This is a genomic window from Nocardia sp. NPDC060220 (assembly GCF_042727815.1).
Lineage (GTDB): Bacteria > Actinomycetota > Actinomycetes > Mycobacteriales > Mycobacteriaceae > Nocardia.
On sequence record NZ_JBHWZY010000543.1, the window covers coordinates 1 to 4,801 of the forward strand.

Here is a 4,801-nt window from a genome sequence, read left to right on the forward strand (position 1 = left end):
GATGTGTATAAGAGACAGCGGTGCGGATATAGTCTCGCCGGCGAAATCCACTGTCCGAATGGACATTTCGAGTGGGTCGGCTATCGTCTGTCGCACGCCGTTCGGGACCGGTCGACGTGCGACCACCGCACGCCGGGTCCCGATGAAGTGGGGGATCATGGCCCAGCGGAGTCATCGCAGGCAGACCGGTCAGCTGATCACGCCTGACGGCGCGCCCGGCGACGGCGTGGACCAGGTGCACGTCAGCGGTGCCATCGCCCTGCCCGTCGCCCCGGATGCGCTGTGGGACCTACTGTCCGAACCGCACACTATCGCCGCGTGGATGTCCGAACTCCACTCCTGGACCGGCCCGGCGCCGGATCGAGTCGGTGCCGATCTCGAACTCGCCGCTCAGGTCCAGATGTTCGACATGCTCCACGACGTGCATCTGGTCGTCACCGAATACTGCCCGAACCGCAGCTGGACGATGACGTGCGGCGCGGTGACCGGTATCGCGGTCACCTTCGCCGTCGAACTCGAGCACCTGCGCGACCTCTCGCGCGCCACTCTTCGCACCGGCCTGCACGGCCAGGTGTTACGAGACGCCGACGCGGTCGTACTCGGTCACGCCCTTCAGCGCGGGTTGGACTCGAGCCTTCGGCAACTGGCCGACATCGCAGACCCTGACGGAATCACTGCCCGGCCCCCGGTAGCCGTCGTCAACCACCTGGGCTGAAACCGCCGGGTTCACCGGATGTTCAGGCGACGCGCACGTGTTCCTCGACCGCCGCGGGCTCCTGCGCAGGCTGCGCCGGCCGACGTCCGGTGACGAGGAACAAAACAACCAGCCCGACCGCCAGCCACACATACGTGTCGCCGATGATGTGCTGATCCCACGTCCATGAGGTCTCACGGTGTTCGCCGTCGGGCAGGAAACTGTGCGGCGCGATCACGAAGACCGCGGCGACGACGACAGTCGTGGCGTACCAGCCGCGAGCGCTGCTGACCGGCAGGGTACGGGCGTGACAGACCATCGCCAGCAACGCGGGCGCGATCCAGACCCAGTGGTGCGACCACGAGATCGGCGACAGCAGCAGCGTGAAGACCGCGTTGAGCGACAGCGCGATTGCGGGGGCGTCGGCGGCCTTGCGCATCGCGGCGACGACCAGGACCAGCAGCAGGGTGCCCAGCACGAGCCACAGCGCGTCGAACGGCAGACCGGTGATGTGCAGGCGGGCCATGACGGCCTGGATCGACTGATTGGTATGGAAGGCCGAGCCGCTCAGGCCCGAGACGTTGCCGAGGCCGCCGAACCAGTAGCGGGTGGATTCGGTGGGCAGGAACGCGAAGGACGCGATGGTGGCGATCGCCCCGGTGCCCGCTGCGGTCGCGGCGGCCTTGTAGTCCTTGCGGACCAAGAAGTAGAGAACGAAGGCGGCGGGCGTGAGTTTGATGGCGGCGGCCAGACCGATCAGCATGCCGCGCGGGTAGCGGGTCTTCGGGAGCAGGCAATCGGTGGCGACCAGCACCATCAGCAGGAGATTGACCTGACCGAAGTCGATGGTCGAGCGAACCGGTTCCAGCAGCATCGCCAGGGGGACCGCGCAGGCGGTGACGAGCAGGGCGACCTGCTTGCGGTCGGGGTGGTAGCGGCGGGCCACCAGATACAGCGTCCAGGCGACGGCGGCGATCGACACCACGACGTAGAGGATCTTCGCCGTGCCCCACGGCAGCAGCGCGAACGGCGCGAGCGCGATGGCCGCGAACGGCGGGTAGATGAAGGGCAGACCGATGCCGATCGAGGTCTTGGGCAGCTGACCGTACATATCGGCGCCGTCGCGCATCGCCTCGATACCGAGGCGGTAGACCTGAAGATCGATGAACCCGCCGGAATAGCGTTCGAAGGGCCAGATCGGCGTCCTGACACAGACCACCGACACAATGGTGAGCAACACCGGCACCAGCCACCATGCTCGATTGATCGGGCGTGGGGAACGCTCTTGCTCGGGGTGGGTGGTGTCACTACTCATCCGCGGCGACTATACCGACTCGCACGCGCTGCCGGGGCACCGCCCATCGGCGGGGGTGACGTGCGCAATAGCCAGGCGGATGCCCGCCCACGAACCGAACGCGCTGAAGACGGGCCTGGTCAGTCGCCGCGGTTGTAGCGGGTCAGGTAACCGGCCATCGCCGCGACATCGTCGTCTGTCCAGTCGGCGAAACGCGCCTGGAAGGCCTCCCGGCGCCGGCGTTCGGCCTCGCCGGCGACGGCTCGGCCCTCGGGGGTGGCGCGCAGGACGTGGTTGCGCCGATTGCCGGGATCGACCGCGCGTTCGAGGTAGCCGAGCTTCTCGAGTGCGCCGACCTGCCTGCTGACGGTCGATTTGTCGAGCAGGAACTGCTCGGCCAGGTCGGTGGCCAGGCAACCGTCGCGTTCGAGGATCAGGTCGAGAATGCTGTAGGCGACCAGGCTCAGCTCGGGGTGTAGTTCGGCGGCGCGGCCGCGGGCACGGCGAGCGAAAGCGGTGAGTTCCCGCTGGATGGTGTCGACAGCCTGGGTTCTTGTGCTCCGCGCGTTCATAGTTGTATCATACAACCATACATAGTTGCATTTACCAACTGTTTGGAGATCTGCCCCGATGACTCGCACCCAGTTCCGGCACGTCGCCGGACATCTGCTGACGCCGCTGCTGATGTGCCTCGGTATGGCTCTGGCCTACCTCGGCGCGTTCCATCAGCCCGAGCCGAACAATCTCGCGCTCGCCGTGGTGGGCGATTCCCCGCAGACGATGGTGCTGGCACAGACGATGAAGGACAACGGCGGCGCCGGGCTCGACATGGTCACCTTGCCCGATCGCGACGCGGCCATCGACGCACTGCGCAATCGCGAGCTCGTCGGCGCCTATGTGCCCGACGCCACCAAGCCGGAACTGCTGGTCGCCACCGCGAGCTCCGACACCAGCGCGATGGCCGCGGAAGTGGCCTTCCGGTCGGTATCGGATCACCAGGGCGTGCCGCTGGTGATCACCGATGTCACGACCAAGGCGGGCGGTGACCCGACCGGGCAGGGCATCTTCTTCCTGCTGGTCGCGTTGAGCGTGGGCGCGTACGGCAGCGTCGCGGTGATCGGCGCGGCGGGCGCGCTGCTGCGGATGCGGGCGCGCGCCGCGATCGGTGTGGTGACCGCGCTGATCGTCAGCCTCATCGGCGTCGTGGTGGCGGGTCCGGTGTTCGGCGTGATCGACACCGATCTCGCGAGCGTGTTCGCCATCGCCTGGGTCTACACCTCGGGCATCATCCTGATCGGCATCGGCCTGCACACGTTCTTGAAGCGCTGGACCACCCTCGCCCTGATCACCCTGTTCGTGATGCTGAACTTCACCACCTCCGGCGGCGTCTACGGGCCCGAACTCCAGAACGGGTTCTTCGGTGCGCTGCACTCGTTCTGGAACGGCGCCGACTTCGTCGAAGGCCTGCGCAGTCTGCTCTACTTCGACGGTGGCGCCGGGTTCGGCTCCCGCCTGTTCGGGTTGTTCGCCTGGCTGGTCGTGGGTGTGGCGCTGGTCGTGGTGGCCGGTCGGTACGAGGCGCGCCACGCACCCCAGCCGGTCGCACCTGCCGCGGTCGAGGAAGAGATCGGCGAATCGGTGGCCGTCTGAGCCGTCGATTCCACGCCTGATCAGTCAGGTCAGGCCCCGGCGAATCCCGTTGCCCGACATCCGGACACACTGTCGCGGACCAGGTCGACCAGGGTCGCCGGGGCACTGTCGTTTTCAGCGGCCGTCTTGTCGTGAATCGACCACGACTCCACGTAGACACGAGTACGGTGTAGCGCGCAACCGCGGACAGCCTGGCGCCGCGAGGGGGTGTAACAGCGGAAAGGGCGGGTGCCACCGATGAATGATCCCGACGCGCAACGCCCTGGCGACCCACTCCCCCTCGATCAGCGCTACGACGGCGCCGATCCGATCGAATGGTGCGGTGCGGCGGTCTATCCGATGTACACCGAGGCGCTGCCCGCCGGAACGACGGCGGTGCATCTGCGCGCACTGTCGGTGATGGCACCCGAGGACGTGTCGGGCCTCGGCCTCGGTCTCTCCGTCCACGACGGGCACGTGAATCTGAACGGGAAATCGCTGGCGGGCGTCGACATCTGGTACGAAGCCCTCGCCGACGGCATCGACATCTCGGTGACCGCGGACGCACCCGACGCGCTGTTCACCCTCACACCCGTCTGGGTGGCCGAATCGGGCACACACCAATCCTGGACCGGCAACTACGGCATGGTTGTCGACCTGCTCCCCGACGGGGCCTCGACCCTGTGGTGCAGCACCGGTCCCGGCACACCCGATTTCAACGAACTGGTCGTCGAACTCAGCACTTGCCCAGCCGAACCGGCACGCCCCGAACCACCCCTCGATCCGGCCGACCCGGCTACGACACCGCTCGGCCCGGCCCCCTCGGCTCCCCCCGTCGAACCAAGTCCCCCCGCCGCCTCCACCGAACCGGCATCATCGGATCCCGCACCGAAAATCTCGCTCGGCCCGACCGATCCGCCCGAGCACCCACGAACCAGCCAGGGCGTCGGCGGCGCCCTGCACGACCTGGGAACCGCCATGCACGAACGCGGCGAACACGACTCGGCCCGCGCCCTCTGGACCCAAGCCGCACAGGCAGGCCACAGCGGCGCCGCCTACGACCTGGGCACCCTGCTCCTCCAGCAAGGCGAACGCGCCGCCGCCGAACAATGGTGGAAGGCCGCCGCCCACGACGACCCACGCGCCGCGGCCTCCCTCTCCGCCCTGTCCGAACAGCCTTAGGA

The 4,801-nt window shown here is 67.7% G+C and carries 5 protein-coding genes; 3 read left to right on the forward strand and 2 right to left on the reverse strand.

The genetic code is table 11. From position 1 onward, the window contains the following. Positions 1–157 precede the first annotated feature (157 nt). A complete protein-coding gene (locus tag ACFWF3_RS24625; RefSeq protein WP_379315531.1) occupies positions 158–715 on the forward strand; it encodes an SRPBCC family protein in 558 nt (185 codons plus the stop codon). Between the two features lie 22 nt (positions 716–737). Here ACFWF3_RS24625 and ACFWF3_RS24630 read toward each other — a convergent pair whose 3' ends face one another. After that, on the reverse strand, positions 738–2,009 hold the full coding sequence (locus tag ACFWF3_RS24630; protein WP_379315533.1) for a glycosyltransferase 87 family protein: 1,272 nt from the start codon (positions 2,007–2,009) through the stop codon (positions 738–740). Between the two features lie 119 nt (positions 2,010–2,128). Beyond that, positions 2,129–2,560, reverse strand: coding sequence for a MarR family winged helix-turn-helix transcriptional regulator (locus tag ACFWF3_RS24635; RefSeq protein ID WP_378987740.1), 432 nt, complete (start codon positions 2,558–2,560; stop codon positions 2,129–2,131). Positions 2,561–2,618: 58 nt separating this feature from the next. On the opposite strand from ACFWF3_RS24635, the gene ACFWF3_RS24640 reads away from it, so the two are divergent. Then, positions 2,619–3,638: a hypothetical protein gene (locus ACFWF3_RS24640; protein ID WP_379315535.1), complete on the forward strand. Its 1,020-nt coding sequence runs from the start codon at positions 2,619–2,621 to the stop codon at positions 3,636–3,638. 237 nt (positions 3,639–3,875) lie between these two features. After that, entirely contained in the window at positions 3,876–4,799 is a 924-nt protein-coding gene (locus tag ACFWF3_RS24645) for a hypothetical protein (RefSeq protein WP_379315537.1), read from the forward strand. The last annotated feature ends 2 nt before the right edge of the window (positions 4,800–4,801 follow it).